The organism is Herbaspirillum seropedicae, assembly GCF_001040945.1.
GTDB lineage: Bacteria > Pseudomonadota > Gammaproteobacteria > Burkholderiales > Burkholderiaceae_D > Herbaspirillum > Herbaspirillum seropedicae.
In genome coordinates, this window is record NZ_CP011930.1 from 1,867,219 (window position 1) to 1,883,387 (window position 16,169).

18 protein-coding genes are annotated in these 16,169 nt (G+C 64.1%); 14 read left to right on the forward strand and 4 right to left on the reverse strand.

Features of this window, described 5'->3' with window-relative positions:
* Positions 1–169: 169 nt before the first annotated feature.
* Positions 170–955, reverse strand: a complete 786-nt coding sequence (locus tag ACP92_RS08145; RefSeq protein WP_013233659.1) for an IclR family transcriptional regulator — start codon at positions 953–955, stop codon at positions 170–172.
* A gap of 276 nt (positions 956–1,231) precedes the next feature.
* On the opposite strand from ACP92_RS08145, the gene ACP92_RS08150 reads away from it, so the two are divergent.
* The 13 genes from ACP92_RS08150 (at position 1,232) to ACP92_RS08210 (ending at position 12,657) form a co-directional block, all read left to right on the forward strand.
* Complete coding sequence (locus ACP92_RS08150; RefSeq protein ID WP_013233660.1) at positions 1,232–2,245, forward strand: sulfate ABC transporter substrate-binding protein; 1,014 nt, start codon at positions 1,232–1,234, stop codon at positions 2,243–2,245.
* Positions 2,246–2,306: 61 nt separating this feature from the next.
* Complete coding sequence (ssuE, locus tag ACP92_RS08155) at positions 2,307–2,903, forward strand: NADPH-dependent FMN reductase (RefSeq protein ID WP_013233661.1); 597 nt, start codon at positions 2,307–2,309, stop codon at positions 2,901–2,903.
* A gap of 109 nt (positions 2,904–3,012) precedes the next feature.
* Positions 3,013–3,996 (forward strand): sulfonate ABC transporter substrate-binding protein, encoded by a 984-nt coding sequence (locus ACP92_RS08160; RefSeq protein WP_013233662.1) that lies wholly within the window; start codon positions 3,013–3,015, stop codon positions 3,994–3,996.
* A 21-nt stretch (positions 3,997–4,017) separates the two neighbouring features.
* Positions 4,018–5,184 (forward strand): FMNH2-dependent alkanesulfonate monooxygenase, encoded by a 1,167-nt coding sequence (gene ssuD / locus ACP92_RS08165; RefSeq protein WP_013233663.1) that lies wholly within the window; start codon positions 4,018–4,020, stop codon positions 5,182–5,184.
* A 7-nt stretch (positions 5,185–5,191) separates the two neighbouring features.
* Positions 5,192–6,031: an aliphatic sulfonate ABC transporter permease SsuC gene (gene ssuC / locus ACP92_RS08170; protein WP_013233664.1), complete on the forward strand. Its 840-nt coding sequence runs from the start codon at positions 5,192–5,194 to the stop codon at positions 6,029–6,031.
* A 30-nt stretch (positions 6,032–6,061) separates the two neighbouring features.
* Positions 6,062–6,895 (forward strand): ATP-binding cassette domain-containing protein, encoded by an 834-nt coding sequence (locus ACP92_RS08175; RefSeq protein WP_041310463.1) that lies wholly within the window; start codon positions 6,062–6,064, stop codon positions 6,893–6,895.
* 63 nt (positions 6,896–6,958) lie between these two features.
* Positions 6,959–7,174, forward strand: coding sequence for a TOBE domain-containing protein (locus ACP92_RS08180; protein WP_006464491.1), 216 nt, complete (start codon positions 6,959–6,961; stop codon positions 7,172–7,174).
* A 61-nt stretch (positions 7,175–7,235) separates the two neighbouring features.
* The gene (locus tag ACP92_RS08185; protein ID WP_013233666.1) at positions 7,236–8,063 is read left to right on the forward strand and encodes an EAL domain-containing protein; all 828 of its coding nucleotides are present in this window, start codon (positions 7,236–7,238) and stop codon (positions 8,061–8,063) included.
* A gap of 39 nt (positions 8,064–8,102) precedes the next feature.
* Positions 8,103–8,681: an RBBP9/YdeN family alpha/beta hydrolase gene (locus ACP92_RS08190; RefSeq protein WP_013233667.1), complete on the forward strand. Its 579-nt coding sequence runs from the start codon at positions 8,103–8,105 to the stop codon at positions 8,679–8,681.
* A gap of 163 nt (positions 8,682–8,844) precedes the next feature.
* Complete coding sequence (gene cysT / locus ACP92_RS08195; RefSeq protein WP_013233668.1) at positions 8,845–9,735, forward strand: sulfate ABC transporter permease subunit CysT; 891 nt, start codon at positions 8,845–8,847, stop codon at positions 9,733–9,735.
* A gap of 1 nt (position 9,736) precedes the next feature.
* On the forward strand, positions 9,737–10,636 hold the full coding sequence (cysW, locus tag ACP92_RS08200; protein WP_013233669.1) for a sulfate ABC transporter permease subunit CysW: 900 nt from the start codon (positions 9,737–9,739) through the stop codon (positions 10,634–10,636).
* A 9-nt stretch (positions 10,637–10,645) separates the two neighbouring features.
* Positions 10,646–11,725 carry a sulfate/molybdate ABC transporter ATP-binding protein gene (locus tag ACP92_RS08205; RefSeq protein ID WP_013233670.1) on the forward strand — a complete coding sequence of 360 codons (1,080 nt, stop codon included), beginning with the start codon at positions 10,646–10,648 and terminating at the stop codon, positions 11,723–11,725.
* On the forward strand, positions 11,722–12,657 hold the full coding sequence (locus ACP92_RS08210) for a CysB family HTH-type transcriptional regulator (protein ID WP_013233671.1): 936 nt from the start codon (positions 11,722–11,724) through the stop codon (positions 12,655–12,657). The genes ACP92_RS08205 and ACP92_RS08210 overlap by 4 nt, the downstream gene beginning before the upstream one ends.
* Positions 12,658–12,734: 77 nt before the next feature.
* Here the strand turns inward: ACP92_RS08210 and ACP92_RS08215 are convergent, their stop codons facing one another.
* Both ACP92_RS08215 and ACP92_RS08220 read right to left on the reverse strand, forming a co-directional pair.
* Positions 12,735–12,917, reverse strand: a complete 183-nt coding sequence (locus ACP92_RS08215) for a hypothetical protein (RefSeq protein WP_041310465.1) — start codon at positions 12,915–12,917, stop codon at positions 12,735–12,737.
* Positions 12,918–13,324: 407 nt separating this feature from the next.
* The gene (locus tag ACP92_RS08220) at positions 13,325–14,167 is read right to left on the reverse strand and encodes a M15 family metallopeptidase (protein ID WP_013233672.1); all 843 of its coding nucleotides are present in this window, start codon (positions 14,165–14,167) and stop codon (positions 13,325–13,327) included.
* A 198-nt stretch (positions 14,168–14,365) separates the two neighbouring features.
* On the opposite strand from ACP92_RS08220, the gene ACP92_RS08225 reads away from it, so the two are divergent.
* Positions 14,366–14,638 carry a hypothetical protein gene (locus tag ACP92_RS08225; RefSeq protein WP_041310467.1) on the forward strand — a complete coding sequence of 91 codons (273 nt, stop codon included), beginning with the start codon at positions 14,366–14,368 and terminating at the stop codon, positions 14,636–14,638.
* A 310-nt stretch (positions 14,639–14,948) separates the two neighbouring features.
* Here the strand turns inward: ACP92_RS08225 and ACP92_RS08230 are convergent, their stop codons facing one another.
* Entirely contained in the window at positions 14,949–15,773 is an 825-nt protein-coding gene (locus ACP92_RS08230; RefSeq protein ID WP_013233674.1) for a phosphodiester glycosidase family protein, read from the reverse strand.
* Positions 15,774–16,169: the final 396 nt, after the last annotated feature.

Sequence of the window (16,169 nt, forward strand, 5' to 3'; positions counted from 1 at the left end):
GTATTTCAGAAAACCGTTCGACCTGAGTAGGGCCGCGAGGCCCGTATCGAAGGCGCGCCGACCGATGCGCGACGACTGCCGCGCCTTCGATACGCCACTGCGCGGCTACTCAGGACGAACGGGATGGGAATGTACTCAGGACGAACGGACTGCGTGAGCTGAAGCGTGTTCAACTCCGGTCCTGACGATACCCCAGCGCCGAGGAAATCTGGCTGGCCGTGCTGACCAGGTCTTCCACCCATTCATCCTGCAGCCGGTCGGCCGGGGCCGAGATCGACAGGCCGGCCACCAGCTTGCCGCTGTCGTCACAGATGCCGGCGGCCATGCAACGTACCCCCAGCTCCAGTTCTTCATTGTCGCGTGCGTAGCCCAGCGCACGCACCATCGACAGTTCGCGCTCCAGCTTGGCCAGATCGGTGATGGAATTCTTGTTGTGGCCCGCCAGCCCCGTACGGGTGGCATAGGCGCGCACGTTCTTGGGGTCGTCCACCGAGAGGAACAACTTGCCCGTGGAGGTCAGGTGCAAGGGCGCCCGGCCACCGATGGCGCGCACCACCTGCATGCCAGACCGTTCAGAAAAGGAACGGTCGATATAAACGATTTCATCCGCCTGCCGCACCGACAGGTTGATGGTCTGGTGGGTCTTGCGATGCAGTGCGCGCATGAAGTCCAGCGCCGCTTCGCGCACCGACAGCCGGCTCTTGACGATGTTGCCCAGCTCCAGCAGGCGCATGCCCAGGCGGTAGGTGCCGGGCTCGACGCGGTCGACAAAACGCTTGACCACCAGGTCATTGAGGATGCGGTGGGCGGTGGAAGGGTGCAGGTCGGTGGCGGCGGACAATTCCTTCAGGCTGACCGGATCAGGGTAGGCCGCCAGGGCGTCGAGCAGCGATACCATGCGCTCGATGACCTGGATGGAGATGTGTTGTTCTGTCTCGCCTGCTTCTTTTTTCATGACGCCGCCTGGTGCGTTGCAATATCGCGTTTATACCACAATGTGAAAACAACAAAAAGTCCGTTCGTGCTTTTCCTTGTCGGCGGGAGGCCCGGAGCGCTGGCGCCAGCATCGCTCCAACCAAGCCTTTGGTTATAAAGATTGTCTGCCTTATTCTGAGGCCATGTGCTTGCATATCTGTTTTTCGCATATCGAGAGACGAAACTATTCGTTCTTTTTGCAGGGCAGGCTCATTAACCTGTGTGCTCCAAAACAACAGAACATTCGGGAACGGATATGCTGAAGAACATCATCAAGTCGGTCGCTGTCGCCCTGGTGCTGGCCCAGGCCGCCCATGTGGCGCAGGCGGCAGACGTCTCGCTGCTCAACGTCTCTTACGACCCGACGCGCGAACTCTACGCTGACTACAACAAGGCCTTCGCCAAGTACTGGAAGGAAAAGTCGGGCGACAACGTCACCATCAAGGCTTCCCATGGCGGTTCCGGCAAGCAGGCCCGTTCGGTCATCGACGGCATCGATGCCGACGTGGTGACCCTGGCCCTGGCCTATGACATCGATGAAATCTCGGAAAAGGCCAAGCTCTTGCCGGCCGACTGGCAAAAGCGCCTGCCGCACAACAGCTCGCCCTATACCTCCACCATCGTCTTCCTGGTGCGCAAGGGCAATCCCAAGGGCATCAAGGACTGGGGCGACCTGATCAAGCCGGGCGTCTCCGTCATCACCCCCAACCCCAAGACCTCCGGCGGCGCCCGCTGGAACTACCTGGCGGCCTGGGCCTATGCCAAGCAGAAGGGCGGTAGCGACGACGCCGCCCGCGACTATATTTCCAAGCTGTTCAAGAATGTGCCGGTGCTGGATTCGGGTGCCCGCGGCGCCACCATCACCTTCGTCGAACGTGGCATCGGTGACGTGCTGCTGGCCTGGGAAAATGAAGCCCTGATCTCCCTCAAGGAATGGGGGCCGGACAAGTTCGACATCGTAGCGCCGTCCGTCTCCATCCTGACCGAGCCGCCAGTGGCCGTGGTCGACAAGGTGGTCGACCGTCGCGGCACCCGCAAGGTGGCCGAGGAATACCTGAAGTACCTCTATTCGGAGCAGGGCCAGGAAATCATCGCCAAGAACTACTACCGCCCCATCGATCCCAAGATCGCCGCCAAGTACGCCTCGCAATTCCCGAAGCTGAACCTGGTGACCATCGACAAGGATTTCGGCGGCTGGCAGAAGGCCCAGAAGACCCACTTCGCCGATGGCGGCACCTTCGACCAGCTCTACGCGCCCAACAAGAAGTGACCTGAAACCCTGGCGGGAACCGGCGCGCCGGTTCCCCTCCCTCCCCGTACAAGCACACGACATGACTATCCTGTTATTGGCCGGCAGCCCCTCTGCGCCTTCCCGTTCCACTCGTCTGCTGCATCACGTCGGCGACAAGCTGGCCCAGCTAGGACATCGCTACGCCCGCCTGGAGGTGCGTGACCTGCCGGGCCAGGCCATCCTGCGCGCCGACTGGAACGACGCCGAGGTCAAGGCGGCGCTGGCCACCGTCGCGGAGGCCTCGGCCGTGGTGGTGGCCACGCCGGTCTACAAGGCCGCCTACAGCGGCATCCTCAAGGCCTTCCTGGACCTGCTGCCGCAATTCGGCCTGACCGACAAGCTGGTGCTGCCGCTGGCCACCGGCGGCAGCCAGTCGCACATGCTGGCGCTGGACTATGCGTTGCGCCCGGTGCTCTCTTCGCTCAATCCCAAGCATGTGCTGCCCAGCATCTATGCCACCGAGGCGCAAGTGACCTGGAGTGAAGAAAAAGGCCTGGTGCTGGACGCCCCCATCGAAGCCCGCGTCGATGAAGGTGTGGCGCAGCTCTCGGCCAGCCTGCTGGCCCTGCACAAGGCCGCGCCCGAGCAATTCCGCGAGATTCCCTTCTCGCAACTGCAATACAGCGTTTCCTACTGAAGAACAGCGCCGGAGTGAGTCCGGCACGGCGATCCGCACCGACAAGAGCACCGGCTGGTACAGCGGATGGCCGCTTGCATGCCTGAATTTCTGGAATCTGGAGAAAACCATGTCCGCCAACAAGAACAAGACTGTCCATCAAGCGCGCCGCCGCGCCATCCAGCGCCTCTCGGCCATCGCCCTGGGTGCGCTGACCATCGCCCTGGGGGCCTCGCCCGTCCAGGCACAGGAAACCAAGCTGCTGCGCATCGGCTACCAGAAAGCCGCCAATACCCTGGTGCTCCTGAAAGCCCATGGCACGCTGGAAAAACGCCTGCAGCCGCTGGGCGTGGAAGTGAAGTGGGCCGAATTCGCCGCTGGCCCCCAATTGCTGGAGGCCTTGAACGTGGGCTCGGTCGATTTCGGCTATGTTGGTGAAGCGCCGCCGGTGTTTGCCCAGGCTGCGGGCGCGGACTTTGTCTATACCGCCTATGAAATTCCTACGCCTGATGCCGAAGGCCTGCTGGTGCAAAAGAATTCGCCCATCAAGAGCGTGGCCGAACTGAAGGGCAAGAAGATCGCCTTCAACAAGGGTTCCGACGTGCACTGGCTGGTGGTGGCGCTGTTGAAGAAGGCCGGCCTGCAGTACAGCGATATCCAGCCGGTCTACCTGGCCCCGGCTGACGCACGCGCCGCCTTCGAGCGCGGCGCCGTGGATGCCTGGGCGATCTGGGATCCGTTCCAGGCCGCGGCCGAAAAACAGGTCGGCGCACGTCGCCTGGCCACTGGCGTGGGCGCGGTCAATCACCACCAGTTCTTCCTGAGCGCACGGCCCTTTGCGGCCAAGAATCCGCAGGTCGAGAAGATCCTGCTGGAAGAGATCAGCCGCGAAGGCGAATGGGTGCGCACCCACACCGCGCAGGCCGCGGCCCAGCTCGCGCCCATCCAGGGCCTGGACGCCGACATCATCGAGACCGGCCTGAAGCGCTATGCCCATGTCTACAAGCCCGTCGATGCCCAGGTGCTGGCCGAGCAGCAGAAGATCGCCGACGCCTTTTATGAACTCAAGCTCATCCCCAAGCCGCTCAAGGTCAGCGACGCCGTCCTCAAATAAGGCTGCCACAGGAGTCCTAGCATGAACGTTTTCTGGTTTATCCCCACCCATGGCGACAGCCGCTACCTCGGCACGTCCGAAGGCGCTCGCGCGGTCAGCCATGACTACATGAAACAGGTCGCCGTGGCCGCCGATACCCTGGGCTACGACGGTGTGCTGCTGCCCACCGGTCGCTCGTGCGAAGACGCCTGGGTGGCCGCCGCCAGCCTCATCGACGCCACCCGCCGCCTGAAATTCCTGGTAGCCGTGCGTCCCGGCCTGATGGCGCCCACGTTGGCCGCGCGCATGGCCGCCACCTTCGATCGCCTCTCCGGGGGCCGCCTGCTGATCAATGTAGTTACCGGCGGTGATCCGGTGGAGCAGGAGAGCGATGGCGTCTTCGGCAGCCATGCCGAGCGCTATGAGATTTCCGACGAATTCCTCAAGATCTGGCGCGACGTGCTGACCAAGACCCGCAGCGGCGAACCGACCCATTTCCAGGGCAAGCATCTCAGCGTCAAGGGCGCCAAGGCGCTCTATCCGCCGGTGCAGCAGCCGTATCCGCCGCTGTATTTCGGTGGTTCTTCCGACGAGGCGATCGACCTGGCGGCCGAGCAGGTCGATGTCTACCTGACCTGGGGCGAGCCGCCCGCCGCCGTGGCCGAGAAGATCGCCCGCGTGCGCGAACGCGCCGCCAAGGCAGGCCGTACGCTGCGCTTCGGCATCCGCCTGCACGTGATCGTGCGCGAGACCAATGAAGCCGCCTGGCGCGCTGCCGATGAACTGATCAGTCGGCTCGATGACGAGACCATCGCCAAGGCCCAGGCCAACTTTGCCCGCATGGATTCGGAAGGGCAGCGCCGCATGGCGGCCCTGCACGGCGGCCGCCGCGACAAGCTGGAAGTGAGTCCCAACCTGTGGGCTGGGGTCGGCCTGGTGCGAGGCGGCGCGGGCACGGCGCTGGTGGGCGATGGCCCGACGGTGGCCGAACGGCTCCAGGAATATGCGGCGCTGGGCATCGATACCTTCATCCTCTCGGGCTATCCGCACCTGGAAGAGTCCTACCGGTTTGCCGAACTGGTGTTCCCTCTGTTGCCGCGCGGGCAGCGCGAAGGCGGCAGTGGCCAACAGCTGCCCGGCCCCTTCGGCGAGATCGTTGGCAATACCGAATTGCCCAAGGCCGCGCCGGTGCGCGTGTCAGCCAGTTGAGGCGGTCATGACGAGCGCATCCAATCCGGTCGCAGGCAGGGTCGCCGGGCCGCAGGAACAGGCCAAGCCCAAGGCCGCCAGGAAGTCGTTCCAGCCAAGCCATGCCTGGATCGGCTGGCTCTTGCCGCTGCTGCTGCTGGTGTGGTGGGAAGTGGCGGCGCAGGCGGGCTGGCTGTCCAGCCGCATCCTGCCGGAACCGCTGGCCGTGCTCAAGGCGGCCTGGGAACTGTCCGCCTCGGGCGAGTTGTGGCGTCACCTGGCCGTCTCCAGTGGCCGGGCGGCCTCCGGTTTTGCGGTCGGCGCCGGTCTGGGCCTGATCCTCGGACTGCTTTCGGGCAGCCTGCGTTCGGCCGAGCTGCTGCTGGACACCACCTTGCAGATGGTGCGCAACATTCCCGCGCTGGCGCTGATCCCGCTGGTGATCCTGTGGTTCGGCATCGATGAGACGGCCAAGCTGTTCCTGGTGTCGGTGGGGGTGTTCTTCCCGGTCTACCTCAACACCTTCCACGGCATCCGCTCGGTCGACCAGGGCTTGATCGAGATGGCCAAGAGCTACGGCCTGTCGGGCTGGCCGCTGTACCGCGACGTGATCCTGCCGGGCGCCTTGCCGGCCATCCTGGTGGGCCTGCGCTTTGCGCTGGGGCTGGTGTGGGTGTTGCTGATCGTGGCCGAGACCATTTCAGCCCAGGCCGGTATCGGCTACATGACCATGAATGCCCGCGAATTCCTGCAGACCGATGTGGTGCTGGTGGGCATCCTGCTGTACGCCTTGCTGGGCAAGCTGGCCGATACGGCGGCGCGCTGGCTGGAGCGGTTCTGGTTGCGCTGGCATCCGGGCTATCAATGAAGCTGCATGAGACCGAGTCAGGAGAAGAGCATGCGTAACGACGCACAGGAAAACCAGCAAGTCCGCCGCGCCGCCGGGCGGGGCGTGGGCATCAGGCTGCGCGCCTTGTCCAAGGCCTTCAGCGGGCGCACGGTCTTGCATGAGATCGATCTCGATATCGCAGCGGGCGAATTCGTCGCCATCGTCGGGCGCAGCGGTTGCGGCAAGAGCACGCTGTTGCGCCTGGTGGCGCAGCTGGATGCAGCCAGCTGCGGAGAGCTGATCTATGAACACGGCGGCAGCGGCCAGCCCGAGGTGCGCATCATGTTCCAGGACGCCCGCCTGCTGCCGTGGAAGCGGGTGCAGGCCAATGTGGCCCTGGGCCTGCCTCGGCAGGCAGCGCCGCAAGCCTTGCACGCGTTGCGCCAGGTCGGACTGGATCAGCGCGCCGGTGAGTGGCCTGCCGTGCTCTCGGGCGGCCAGCGGCAGCGCGTGGCGCTGGCGCGTGCGCTGGTGCATGACCCGCAGTTGCTGCTGCTGGACGAACCCCTGGGCGCGCTCGATGCGCTCACCCGCATCGAGATGCAGACGCTGATCGAATCGCTCTGGCGCGAACGCGGCTTCACCGCCTTGCTGGTCACCCACGATGTGCAGGAAGCCATCGCCCTGGCTGACCGCGTACTGCTGATCGAAGACGGCCGCGTGGCCCTGGACCAGCGCATCGACCTGGCCCGCCCGCGCTCGCGCGGCCAGGCGCAGTTTGCGGCGCTGGAAGAAGCGATCCTGGCGCGGGTGCTAAGGCATCCGGGTAGCGAATCCGCCATCGAGGAACTGGAACCTGCGTTTGCGCCGCGTGGCGTGCAGCAGGTGCAGTGGGCCATCTGAACAACATTGATTTCAACCCCTACGGCGCGGCAAGTGCCACACCGTTTCATCAAGGAGCAGAGCATGACCATTCAAGCAATCAACGTACGCAACCAGTTCAAGGGCAAGGTCAAGGCCATCATCGAAGGTTCGGTGGTGTCCGAGGTGGATGTGGAGACCCCGGCGGGCATCGTGACCTCGGTCATCACCACCCGTTCGGTCAAGGACCTGGGCCTGACCATTGGCAGTGAAGTGGTGGCGCTGGTCAAGGCCACCGAAGTATCGATCGCCAAGCTGTGATCGCGTGGCCGTTCCGGGCGGCCAGCCTGCCCGGGCGGTATTTTTTTCAGGAGCAGGCCCGATGGCATATCAGGCACTGAACGCTTATCTGGCGCGCCTTTCCAAGGGCGCCACCACGGCCTCCCCGGTCTGGCTGGATGAGCAGGGGCGCGCCGCAGGGCGTTTCTTCAATACCTCGCTGACATCGGCCTTCCAGCCGGTGCGCAGCTTCGACGACGGCCAGGTGATCGCCTGCGAAGCCTTCGCCCGCAGCCATTCGGCCGTCGACGATGGCCTGCATCTGTGGAAGCTGCTCGACCAGGCCGCCAGTGACGACGAATCGGTAGAACTGGACCGCCTGTGCCGCATGCTGCACGCCATCAACTATTACCGCCAGGTCGGCGAGGATGCGCCCGAGCTGCACCTGTCGGTGCATGCGCGGCTGCTGGCGGCGGTCAACAATAATCACGGTGTGGCCTATCGCCGCATCCTGGCCGCGCTGGAACTGCCGCATGAGCGCATTGTGCTGCAACTGCCGGTGGTCACGCCCAACCAGCGCTGGCTGCTCAACTATGTGCTGGACAATTACCGCCGCAACGGTTTCCGCCTGGGCGTGTCAGCCAATAGTCCGCTGGAAGCGCTGGGCCTGCTGGACAAGGTCAGGCCCGATCTGATCAAGGTCGATGCGCGCGAACTGGCCGACCCTGACAGCGTGGCCTTGCTGCTGTTGCGGGCGGCGGAGCAGGGCGTGCGCATCTTCTTCAAGCGCGTCGAGAGCCGGGAGGTCTTCGGGCGGCTGCAGCAGTACGGGCAGGCGCTGGCCCAGCCTATCCATGCCCAGGGTTACCTGTGGGACGTGCCGGCGGCGCATCTGCCGGAGACTTTCCTGGCGCTCAGGGACGCGGCCTGAGGCATACTCCGTGGTTCTATCTCCAGCAGTGAGGCGCGTATGAGTCTGTCTTCCCAAACGTCTTCGGCCCCGGCGCGGCTGGCCGACTTCCGGGTACTGGTGGCGCCCGGCCTGTCCGATAGCGGCGCCGAACATTGGCAGTCGCGCTGGCAGCGCCTGTATCCGGGTTTCGAGCGGGTCCGGCAGGATGACTGGGAAAGCCCCGACCTGCCGCGCTGGTCGCAGCGTCTGGGCGAGGTGCTGGCACAGGATGGCCGGCCCACGGTGATCGTGGCGCACAGCTTCGGCTGCCTGGCCACCGTCCATCGCGCCGCCGCCTTGCAAGCCGAGGGCGGCTCGGCCTATCCCATCGTGGCCGCCTTGCTGGTGGCCCCGGCGGATCCGGTCAAGTTCGGCGTCAGCGCGGCAGTCAGGCACAAGCTGCCCTTTGCGGCCAGGGTGATCGGCAGCGACAACGATCCCTGGATGAGCGCCGAGCGCGCCCGCCACTGGGCCGAGGCCTGGGGCGCGGATTTCCGCTCGGTGGGCGCGCATGGCCATATCAATGCGGAGTCCGGTCTGGGCGACTGGACCCAGGGCCAGCAATGGCTGTTGGAGCTGCTGGACCAGATCGCCTGAATCTCGTCCGGTTGCTCCTCCTCAAGCGCAGGAAGAGCGGCATTTAGCTGGGTCTTTATGCGCTTTTCTTCTAAGGGCATGCAAAAAACTTCGTTCTCTTTATAACTATCGGGTGCGAATATCGCTCACCTATAGTCGCATTTGTAATAAAAAGAGAACGACAATGTCCGCATCCCCTGTTTCCCTTGCCGCCCCTCGGGCCGCGCCGGCAGCCGCTTCTGGCGGCAGTGGCCGGCGTGTCCTGCCAGGTTTCCGGCTGTCGCTGGGCTTCACCCTCTTCTATCTGGCGCTGATCGTCCTGATCCCGCTGTCGGCGCTGTTCCTGAAGACCTTCACATTGACCTGGGAGGGCTTCATCGAGGCCGTGACCTCGCCCCGGGTGATGGCGTCCTATCGCTTGAGTTTCGGGGCTTCCCTCATCGGCGCTTTCCTGAACGTGATCTTCGGCGGCATCGTGGCCTGGGTGCTGGTGCGCTATCGCTTTCCCGGCAAGCGCATCATTGACGCCCTGGTGGACCTGCCGTTTGCCTTGCCTACCGCCGTGGCCGGCATCGCCCTGACCACCCTCTATTCACAGAATGGCTGGCTGGGCAAGCTGCTCGCTCCGCTGGGCATCAAGGTCGCCTTTACGCCGCTAGGGGTGCTGGTGGCGCTGACCTTCATCGGCCTGCCTTTCGTGGTGCGCACCGTGCAGCCGGTGCTGGAAGAGGCCGAGCGCGAGCTCGAAGAAGCCGCTGCCAGCCTGGGCGCAAGCCGCTGGCAGACCTTCACCCGGGTGATCTTCCCCACGGTCCTGCCGGCCTTGCTGACCGGGTTTGCACTGGCGTTTGCACGCGCTTCCGGCGAATACGGCTCGGTCGTCTTCATCGCCGGCAACATGCCGATGGTGTCCGAGATCACGCCGCTGTTCATCGTGACCAAACTGGAACAGTACGACTATGCCGGCGCCACGGCCATTGCGATGGTGATGCTGCTGGTGTCCTTCGTGCTGCTGTTGACCATCAACCTGTTGCAAGCCTGGACCCGCAAGCGCGGCCAGTCGGAAAGGATCTGAGATGAGTGCTGCGCCCATTTCCGCGGCCCACCAGGCGATCGCCCGTGGCGAGCCGCCGCTGACCCCGGCGGCCACGGCCGAACCCTTCTGGGTGCGCGCGCTGCTGATCGGCATCGCGCTGGCGTTCCTGACGCTGTTCCTGTTCGTGCCGCTGGTGGCGGTGTTCTATGAAGCGCTGCGCAAGGGCTGGGATGTCTATGTGGCCTCCATCACCGAGGCCGATGCCTGGTCGGCCATCAAGCTGACCCTCATCACCGCCGCCATCGCCGTGCCGCTGAACCTGGTCTTTGGCGTAGCCGCCGCCTGGGCCATCGCCAAGTTCGAGTTCCGCGGCAAGAACCTGCTGCTGACCCTGATCGACCTGCCATTCTCGGTCTCGCCGGTGATCTCGGGGCTGATCTATGTGCTGTTGTTCGGGCTGCAGGGCTATCTCGGTCCCTGGCTGCGCGAGCATGACATCAAGATCCTGTTCGCCGTGCCGGGCATTGTGCTGGCCACCATCTTCGTGACCTTCCCCTTCGTGGCGCGCGAGCTGATCCCGCTGATGCAGTCGCAGGGCAGCGAGGAAGAAGAGGCCGCCCTGGTGCTGGGCGCGTCCGGTTGGCGTACCTTCTGGCATGTCACGCTGCCCAATATCAAGTGGGGGCTGCTGTATGGCGTGATCCTGTGCAATGCCCGCGCCATGGGCGAGTTCGGGGCGGTGTCGGTGGTCTCCGGCCACATTCGCGGCGAGACCAACACCATTCCCCTGCAGGTCGAAATCCTCTACAACGAATTCAACATCACCGGCGCCTTTGCCGTGGCCTCGCTGCTGGCCTTCCTGGCCCTGGTCACACTGGCCATCAAGAGTGTCATCGAGTGGCGGCTGCATCAGCAGCACAGCGCCAGCGAGCAAGTCTAAGGAGTCATCATGAGCATCGAAGTCCATCATATCCAGAAACGCTTTGGCAGCTTCACCGCGCTCAACGACGTGTCGCTGAATTTCCCGGCGGGCGAACTGACGGCCTTGCTGGGGCCGTCCGGCTGTGGCAAGACGACGCTCTTGCGCATCATCGCCGGTCTGGAGTCTCCCGACTCCGGCCAGGTGCTGCTCGATGGCGAGGACGCTTCGGCGCGCCATGTGCGCGAGCGCCAGGTCGGTTTCGTGTTTCAGCACTATGCCTTGTTCAAGCACATGACCGTGTTCGAGAACATCGCCTTTGGCCTGCGCGTGAAGCCGCGCAGCCAGCGTCCGTCGGAAGCGGTGATCCGCGAGAAGGTCAAGCGCCTGCTGGAGCTGGTGCAACTGGACTGGCTGGCCGACCGCTATCCGCCGCAGCTCTCGGGCGGGCAGCGCCAGCGTATCGCGCTGGCCCGTGCGCTGGCCGTGGAGCCGCGCGTGCTGCTGCTGGACGAACCCTTCGGCGCGCTCGACGCCAAGGTGCGCAAGGAACTGCGCCGCTGGCTGCGGCGCCTGCACGATGAACTGCACGTCACCAGCATCTTCGTCACCCACGACCAGGAAGAAGCCCTCGAAGTGGCCGACCAGGTGGTGTTGATGAACAAGGGCCAGGTCGAGCAGATCGGCACACCCGAGGCGGTCTACAACCATCCGGCTTCGCCCTTCGTCTACGGCTTCCTGGGCAATGTGAACCTGTTTCATGGCCGTCTGCATGAAGGGGTGCTCGACGCCGGTGGCGCGCGCTTTGAGGCGCCCGGCCACGACAATATCCGCGATGCCGCCGGGGTCGGTTTCGTGCGCCCGCATGATCTGGACGTGGAGCGCTATTCGCCGGGTGCCGAGGGCATCGTGGTGCAATTGCGCCGCGCCCACGCCATCGGTCCGCTGGCGCAACTGGAACTGGAGCGCGATGACAATGCCGAGCTGATCGAGGCGGTCATCCCCAATGAACGTTTCGCCCAATTGGGCTTGAAGAATGGCGAGACCCTGGTGGTGCGTCCGCGCCGCCTGCAGGTCTTTGCGCAACAGGAAGGAGGGCCGGCACGATGAATTTCCAGCAGCTGCGTTCCATCCGCGAGGCCGCGCGCTGCGGCTTCAACCTGACCGAAGTGGCCAATGTGCTGTTCACCTCGCAACCCGGCGTGAGCCGCCAGATCCGCGAACTGGAAGAAGAGCTGGGCGTGGAAATCTTCGAGCGCAACGGCAAGCGCCTGACCGGCCTGACCGAGCCCGGCAAGGGCATCCTGGGCATCGTCGAGCGGCTTTTGCTGGAAGCCGAGAACCTGCGTCGCGCCAGCAAGGAATACGCCGGCGAGCAGAGCGGCACGCTCTCCATTGCCACCACCCACACCCAGGCGCGCTACGTGCTGCCGCGCGTGGTGCAGGCCTTCCGCGACGCTTTCCCGCAGGTACGCATCGCCCTGCAGCAGAGCGCGCCGGAACACATCGCCGAATGGGTCATCTCGGGCAAGGCCGATATCGGTATCGCCACCGAAGGCCTGTCGCAATTCAAGGAACTGGTGTCCTTCCCCTGCTATACCTGGAGCCACGTCATCGTGGTGCCCAAAGGCCATCCTCTGCTGGGGCTGGAACAGGTCTCGCTGGAAGACCTGGGCACCTGGCCGCTGATCACCTATGACGTCGGCTTTACCGGCCGAGGCCATATCGATGAAGCCTTCCGCCAGGCCGGCATCGAACCCGACATCGTGCTCACCGCCATGGATTCGGACGTGATCCAGCAATACGTCTCGCTGGGCATGGGCGTGGGGCTGGTGGCCTCGATGGCGGTGGACCAGGGCAAGCACCAGGAGATGGTGGCCATCAATGCCTCGCACCTGTTCAAGGCCAACATCGCCCGGTTGGCGGTGCGGCGCGGCGCTTACCTGCGTGGCTATGCCTTCGATTTCATCCAGCAGTTCGCACCTGAACTCAAGCGCGCTGATATCGTCAATGCGCTCAATGAGGCCAATGCCCCGCAATAAACGCAGGAAATCGCACGCATGAAAAAGCCCGGCCACGCAACAACGTGACCGGGCTTTCTTGCCTCTGCGCCGCTCGCTCAGGCGCGGGTGGTGTTCTGGCTGGCCGGCACACCATAGTTGACGACGCCATTGCTGCCCAGGGCAGGCTGGCCAGCGGAGTTGAGCACGTCGGTGAAGCTGACCGCAGGCTTCTTGGCCGGCGTGGGCAGGTTGGTGTAGGCGTTGCTGTGATAGGTGGAAGTGACGTTGTTGATGGACATGACCATCTCCTCGGTAAAGTGTGGGCCCCCCGGGCCGGTGGCCCAGACTTGTGACTGCCAGGGGAGTATAGGTGGGAGCCTTGCCGCTGCCGCCGCCCTTAACCCGGACTTGCCTATCTTTACCAGTGTGGGATGCTAGAACCCATTTCATCAATAGGCGTGAGATGCGTTCTGCCCAGAAAGGGCGCTGGCAAGGCGCGCGACGCGTCGTGTGGCGGTGCCACACGCAAGGAGCGCAACGCGGCCAGCGCCCTTTCTGGGCAGAACCCGGAGGGAGCGGCCCGTTTGGGCGAATTGCTGCGTTACGAGTGGGTCAAGACGCCCAGTCTTGACCCAAATTCGCGCCTTGCACTTCATCCCAAACGGGACTCGCTCGCACTCACGCCTATTGATGAAATGGGTTCTAGCTACTTCTTCAGCCTGGCGGCGCATTGGTCGCGCAGGGTGGTGTCTTCGGGGGTGTCTTCGTCCTCATCACCGCCTGTTGCGCTCGCTCCACTGTGGGCGCATTGCCGGTAGGCCGTGACATAGCGCCCGAACTCGGCGCGCGCCTGGGGACGCGGCAGGCTGGCCAGGCGCTGGATGAAGGCGCGGCTGCCGATCTCGAAGTGCTGGTAGTCGATAGGTTGCTTCCAGTGGCCGCCCCAGACCAGGAAACCATGGTCATGGAACACGCTGATCACGTCCTCGGCCATGCCGCTCCTGACCGGACTGCGCTCGAGATAGGCGCTCCCCGCCGGCGGCAGGACTTCCTGGGTGGGACTGCCCGCCTGGCTGACGTAGGGATTCTGTAGCGGGTTGATGTCGATGGCTGCGCCATAGGCGTGTTTGGACCAGCCGCCGCCCCCGGTCATGGGCCGACCGTTGAAGGCCGAGGTGTTGTTGGCGGCCATGGAGCGCTGGTCATCGCCCTCGAAGGCTTCCATCGGCTGGGCGCCAGCCAGCGGGAAGGAGCGCAGCAGCAATTCCCCGAACAGCGCCTCCACCTCCGGGGCGATGGCGTCCAGCACCACCACCGCGCCGCGCCGGACGGCGCCCTCGCTGTCGTTGTAGTCGAAGCTCACCGTGGCCAGCCGCTGGCAGGGAACCGGATTGCCGGCAGTGATGACCTTGCTGCTCTTCATGCGCGCGCATTGCGCTGCTGAAACAGGGGTGATGTCGGCATGGGCCGCCTGCGCCAGGGCCAGGCTGGTCAGCAGGCCGCACAGCAGGCGGGGAAAGAGAGAAGGAAGGGCGGGGAGGGTCATCATAGCTGGCGATGATACGGGTTTTTGCGGCTGAAATCCTTGTCTTTTGTGTCAGATTGCCTGCGATGGCTGACATCAAGATGCGCCATTTTCTGACAGTGCGGGACCAGCAAAGCGGGAATAATCCGATTTGAGCAGTGTCGAATTTCGGCAACCCCATGATTTTCGGCAAATCCGATCAACAACCTTTGGAGGCAAAATATGCAGATTCGCCACACCCTCTTGGCTGCCGCCGTATTCACCGCCGTCCTCGCCGGCTGCAACAAGCGCGACGAGGCTCCTGCCACGCCTGCGGCCAACCCGCCGGCCAGCGCGCCGGCTGACTCGGCGACCACGCCGGCAGCACCGGCAAGCCCTGCCGCACCGGCTACTCCGGCGCCGGCTGATTCGGGTTCGACCGCCACCCCGGCCACCCCGACGCCGACCACTCCGGCACCGGCCAGCGGGGACACCGCCGGCGGCGAGAAGAAGTAAGCGTCCCGTCACCACAAGAACGGCAATAGCCGACCCTATCACCCGCAGTGGGAACAGCACTGCATGCGCCGCGACAGCTCCCTGTCGCGGCGTTTTCTTTTGGTGGGAAGGCGTCGCCGAATGGCGACAAGCTCTAGCGTGGCGAGCGTGAAAACGCAGGGGAAAAAGCATGCAAAAACTTTACGAACTTTTTTTGCGGGGCTTTACTCCTACAGGTGGTTGAACTGTTCCTTCAACCTCCCTCTTGATAGGGAACTTGCCCGCAGTTCTTTGCTGCGGGCTTTTTTTCGTTCATCGCGCGCGACCGGTCCTACTTGGCGCCGTGCGTCCTGACCACGGCGATCATGGCGCCAAAGGCCGGCCCCATGTTGGCTTCCAAAGTGGGATACATGCGCGAGATGCTGCCGTCCAGGTAGAGCGCATCACTGCACTTGAGCTCGTCGCGCAAGAAGGTGGCGAAGTCGAAGAAACTGATGGGGTTGCGCGCAATGGCCAGCGTGACCACGCCGGCGTGATCCAGGCACACCGCATTGCGCACCACCATGTTGACCGAGTCCGGATCGAAGCGGTGGTTGATCTTGCCCTCCACCAGCATCAGCGGACCTGACTGGGTGGCAAAGCGCGCCACCGTATTCCAGAGGCTGCCCTCGGCAGCATAGTCCGAGGTTTCCACGATGTAGGCCTGGCGGTCCCCCAGCACGAACACACCATTGGGTTGCAGATAGAAATTGCCGTAGGCGTTCTGGCGGGTGTTGAGCTTGCGCAGCTGCACGCCATTCTCGACATACAGCCCCAGCGGCTGCAATTGCTTGTCGTAGATGCCGGCATTGGTGGCGCAGACCATGTCCTGGCCCTGGCTGCGCAGATGGGCGTCGAGCCGCAGGAAATTGGCCAGCGGCACGCCGTTGGCATCCTTCCAGTACATGCGGATGGTGTCGGTGCGCGGATCGGCGCGGCAGGTACTGATGAAGACCTGGTGATACTGGTACTGTTTGACCTCGGCGGCGCGGGCCGGCAGCGGGGCGGCCAGGCACAGCGCCAGGGCGGCCGCGGCCAGGGCGGCGGGCAGGAGCGAGCGGAGAGCGGTGAGCGGGAACAAAGGCATGAAGCAGGTCTCGTGTTGCAGGAGCGCCATCGCCCCTCGGGGCAGGACGATGACAGGCGGCTATTGTAAATGGGGGCAGGCCAGGCTTGCCACCGGAACCGGCTGATCCGGCGCAAAGCCAGGCCGGCAGCGGGATTGCGGGGATTTCGCTGGGACCTGTCATGTTGCAGTGCGAAGTCAGGGGGATTTTTCAAAAATCGAGAAAACCGGCATGAAATGTGCGGGAAATCGAATTTGACAGTGCAAAAATGACGTGGCAGGTGGAATTCTCAAAAAAAAGTTGTCCTCTATGACGGTGGTGTTACACTCTGCCCCCATGTCCCGGCCGGGCCCGAAAAAAATCGGGGTCAGAGAACCGGGACCCAACGCGCGCCGGCCCTCTCCGTCGGGTTGCGGCGCTCCTTGAATCGAATACAGCCTGGAGGA

What these genes read in the sequence shown, in the direction of transcription:
- ACP92_RS08145 (WP_013233659.1), bottom strand. Translation starts at nt 955, where the DNA reads ATGAAAAAAGAAGCAGGCGAGACAGAACAACACATCTCCATCCAGGTC.
- ACP92_RS08150 (WP_013233660.1), top strand. Translation starts at nt 1,232, where the DNA reads ATGCTGAAGAACATCATCAAGTCGGTCGCTGTCGCCCTGGTGCTGGCC.
- ssuE (WP_013233661.1), top strand. Translation starts at nt 2,307, where the DNA reads ATGACTATCCTGTTATTGGCCGGCAGCCCCTCTGCGCCTTCCCGTTCC.
- ACP92_RS08160 (WP_013233662.1), top strand. Translation starts at nt 3,013, where the DNA reads ATGTCCGCCAACAAGAACAAGACTGTCCATCAAGCGCGCCGCCGCGCC.
- ssuD (WP_013233663.1), top strand. Translation starts at nt 4,018, where the DNA reads ATGAACGTTTTCTGGTTTATCCCCACCCATGGCGACAGCCGCTACCTC.
- ssuC (WP_013233664.1), top strand. Translation starts at nt 5,192, where the DNA reads ATGACGAGCGCATCCAATCCGGTCGCAGGCAGGGTCGCCGGGCCGCAG.
- ACP92_RS08175 (WP_041310463.1), top strand. Translation starts at nt 6,062, where the DNA reads ATGCGTAACGACGCACAGGAAAACCAGCAAGTCCGCCGCGCCGCCGGG.
- ACP92_RS08180 (WP_006464491.1), top strand. Translation starts at nt 6,959, where the DNA reads ATGACCATTCAAGCAATCAACGTACGCAACCAGTTCAAGGGCAAGGTC.
- ACP92_RS08185 (WP_013233666.1), top strand. Translation starts at nt 7,236, where the DNA reads ATGGCATATCAGGCACTGAACGCTTATCTGGCGCGCCTTTCCAAGGGC.
- ACP92_RS08190 (WP_013233667.1), top strand. Translation starts at nt 8,103, where the DNA reads ATGAGTCTGTCTTCCCAAACGTCTTCGGCCCCGGCGCGGCTGGCCGAC.
- cysT (WP_013233668.1), top strand. Translation starts at nt 8,845, where the DNA reads ATGTCCGCATCCCCTGTTTCCCTTGCCGCCCCTCGGGCCGCGCCGGCA.
- cysW (WP_013233669.1), top strand. Translation starts at nt 9,737, where the DNA reads ATGAGTGCTGCGCCCATTTCCGCGGCCCACCAGGCGATCGCCCGTGGC.
- ACP92_RS08205 (WP_013233670.1), top strand. Translation starts at nt 10,646, where the DNA reads ATGAGCATCGAAGTCCATCATATCCAGAAACGCTTTGGCAGCTTCACC.
- ACP92_RS08210 (WP_013233671.1), top strand. Translation starts at nt 11,722, where the DNA reads ATGAATTTCCAGCAGCTGCGTTCCATCCGCGAGGCCGCGCGCTGCGGC.
- ACP92_RS08215 (WP_041310465.1), bottom strand. Translation starts at nt 12,917, where the DNA reads ATGTCCATCAACAACGTCACTTCCACCTATCACAGCAACGCCTACACC.
- ACP92_RS08220 (WP_013233672.1), bottom strand. Translation starts at nt 14,167, where the DNA reads ATGATGACCCTCCCCGCCCTTCCTTCTCTCTTTCCCCGCCTGCTGTGC.
- ACP92_RS08225 (WP_041310467.1), top strand. Translation starts at nt 14,366, where the DNA reads ATGCAGATTCGCCACACCCTCTTGGCTGCCGCCGTATTCACCGCCGTC.
- ACP92_RS08230 (WP_013233674.1), bottom strand. Translation starts at nt 15,773, where the DNA reads ATGGCGCTCCTGCAACACGAGACCTGCTTCATGCCTTTGTTCCCGCTC.